Consider the following 3,179-nt stretch of genomic DNA (forward strand, 5'->3'; position numbering starts at 1 on the left):
AAGTTTGTAGCTGCTTTTGATGATAATCCTCCGAAACCTTCTACTGGAAAATTCAGATTAAAAATAAATTCTATTTCCCTACAAAATAGTCGATTTAGGTATATTGATGAAAATTTAAAAACGCCTAAAGTTTTAGATTTTTCTAATTTAAATGGACAATTAGACGATTTTTATGTAAAAGGTGCAAATGTTTTTGCCTATGTGTATAAAATGTCATTTAAAGACCATAGGGGTTTGATAATGAAAAATTTAACTTCAGATTTTACCTATACCAAGAAGAATATTTTATTAAACGAATTAATTTTAGAAACCGAAAACTCTTCTTTTAAAGGAAAAACAGAATTACGTTACGATAGAAAAGATTTTAAAGATTTTAATAACAAAGTAATTTTCGATTTAGATATTAAAGAAGGTAAAATTTCGAGTAACGACTTAAATTTTTTCTATTCTGAATTTGGTAAAAATCAGAAATTTTATATCGATTCTCATATTTTAGGAACGTTAAATGATTTGAAATTTAATAACTTGAAATTCAATGATTTAAATGATAATGAAGTAGTTGGAAATCTTCAACTTAAAAATATTTTTGGTAAAGGCGAGCAGAAATTTTACTTGATAGGAAGTTTCGACAGATTATCAGCCAGCCAAGCAAGTGTTAGTAAACTTTTACCTAATCTGTTAGGAAAAAATTTACCCAAACAATTACAAAAACTGGGTAAAGTTGAATTGAAAGGGAAAGTTGAGCTTACCGAAAAATGGATTATTGCAGATGTAGATTTGTTTTCCAAAATAGGTCGTGCTATGGGCGATTTTAAAATGGATAAAATAGATACCATTGACCGTGCCACATATGTAGGGAAGTTTCAATTAGATAATTTTGATTTAGGTATATTTTTAGAGGAAAAAGACTTAGGTCGTACATCAGTTAATGTTGATGTCGATGGATCAGGATTTTCTAAAAAATATTTGAATACCAAACTAAAAGGAAATGTAAGTCAGTTTAAATATAATGGCTATACATATAGAAATATTGATATTAATGGTACGATGAAGATGCCTTATTTTAAAGGACATTTTCATAGTAAAGACCCTAATTTATTGCTTACTTTTGATGGTTTAGTTGATTTAAGTAAAAAGAAAAAAGTGTATGATTTTGATATAGAAATTGAATACGCCAATCTTAAAAAAATCAACCTATACACAAAAGATGCTACTTCTGTTTTAGCCGGCTCCATTATTATGCAAGCACAAGGAAATTCATTAGATGACTTAGCCGGAACACTTAGTTTGAATGATATTTCTTACATCAATCCAAAAAATAAATATTATTTTGATGCTGCATCCGTAACGTCTTCATTCGATAATCAAAACATAAGAACAGTTTCTTTTCATTCGGATGATATTATTGAAGGGCAAGTAGTTGGTAAATATCAAACCAAACAAATTAAAAAAATACTTGAAAATGCTGTTGGTAGTTTGTATGCGAATTATTCGCCACATAAATTATCGAAAAATCAATTTTTAGATTTCGATTTTACAGTTTATAATAAAGTGTTGGAAGTATTGTATCCTGAAGTTTCTATTGCAGAAAACACTCATTTTAAAGGAAAAATTAATGCCGATGCAGGTTTGTTTCAGTTTGATTTTAATTCTCCATTTGTCAATGCTTTTGAAAATAAATTTAATGGTATTAAAATCGATATTGACAACAAAAACCCACTTTATAACACCTATATTGAATTAGATAGTTTAAATACTAAAAACTATAAAATATCCGAATTTAGTCTAATAAATTTAACCCTGAACGATACCTTATTTGCCAGAACTGAATTTAAAGGCGGTGATAAAGGCGAAGATAAATTCGATTTAAATTTATTTCATACCATTAATAAAGACAAACAGTCGATTGTAGGTTTTAAAAAATCAGATATTACATTCAAAAACTTCCAATGGTATATTAATGAAAAAGAAACAGCTGGAAATACCATAATTTTTGATAAACAGTTTAAAAACTTTAATTTCAATCAATTGACTTTATCTCATAATGATCAGTTTATTGATTTTAATGGAATAATGAATGGAAATACATACAAAGATTTTAATTTCACGTTTAATGATGTAGATATTTCCAAAATCACACCTGATATCAAAAATTTAAGTCTCGGTGGGAAACTAAATGGAAACTTAAAATACAAACAAGATAATTTAGTATATGAACCATCTACAGATTTAACTATTGACGGTTTACAATTAAATAATGACGATTTAGGAAATCTGAAATTAAAAGTCTTTGGTGATGAAAATTTCAAAACATTTAATGTTGATGCATCGATTGTTCATCAAGATGAAGTAACATTTTCAACAACAGGAACGGTAGACATAGTTAATAGTCAGACGGTTTTAAATTTAGAGGCTGTTTTTGAAAACTTTAATATTAAACCTATTGGTGGCTTTTTAACAGGTATTTTAGACAATGTACGAGGTATGGCTTCTGGTAAAACCAATATTGTTGGTTCAATTGATAATCCAGATGTAGATGGTGTTTTATATTTAAATAATGCAGGTTTACGTGTACCATATTTAAATGTAGATTACAATTTCGATAAAAATTCAAAAATCGATTTAACACAAGAAAAATTTATTTTTAGAGATATTGATATTATCGATGTAAACGAGAAGACCAAAGGAATTTTAAGCGGAACCATTTCTCACGAAAAGTTTGGAAATTGGGAAATGGATTTAAAAATAGCATCGGATAAGCTTTTGGTTTTAGATACAAAAGATGCTGACGACGCCTATTATTTTGGAAAAGCATATTTTGACGGTTTTGCAACAATTGAAGGTCCTGTAGAGGCATTAGTCATCAATGCAGAAGGGGAAAGTGCAAAAGGAACGTCAATTAAAATTCCAGTCAACGATTCAGAAAGTGTTAGCGATAATGGTTTGGTTCATTTTACTACAAAAGAAGAGAAATTTGGTACAAAAACCACCATAAAACAACCAACCAAAACCTACAGAGGAATCGATTTGAATTTTAATTTCGCCATTACACCAAATGCAGAAATTGAAGTAATTTTAAATCGTGAGACTGGGCATTCTATGAAAGGAACGGGTAATGGATCGATGTTTATGAATATCAATACCTTAGGTAAATTTCAAATGACGGGTGACTTTATCGT

At 28.6% G+C, this 3,179-nt stretch carries 1 protein-coding gene; it reads left to right on the forward strand.

Annotated features, from left to right (window positions below; translation table 11 throughout):
- On the forward strand, positions 1–3,179 hold a 3,179-nt coding region (locus tag ABWO04_RS10730), incomplete at both ends, for a translocation/assembly module TamB domain-containing protein (RefSeq protein ID WP_353079697.1).

Source organism: Flavobacterium sp. (assembly GCF_040382755.1).
GTDB lineage: Bacteria > Bacteroidota > Bacteroidia > Flavobacteriales > Flavobacteriaceae > Flavobacterium.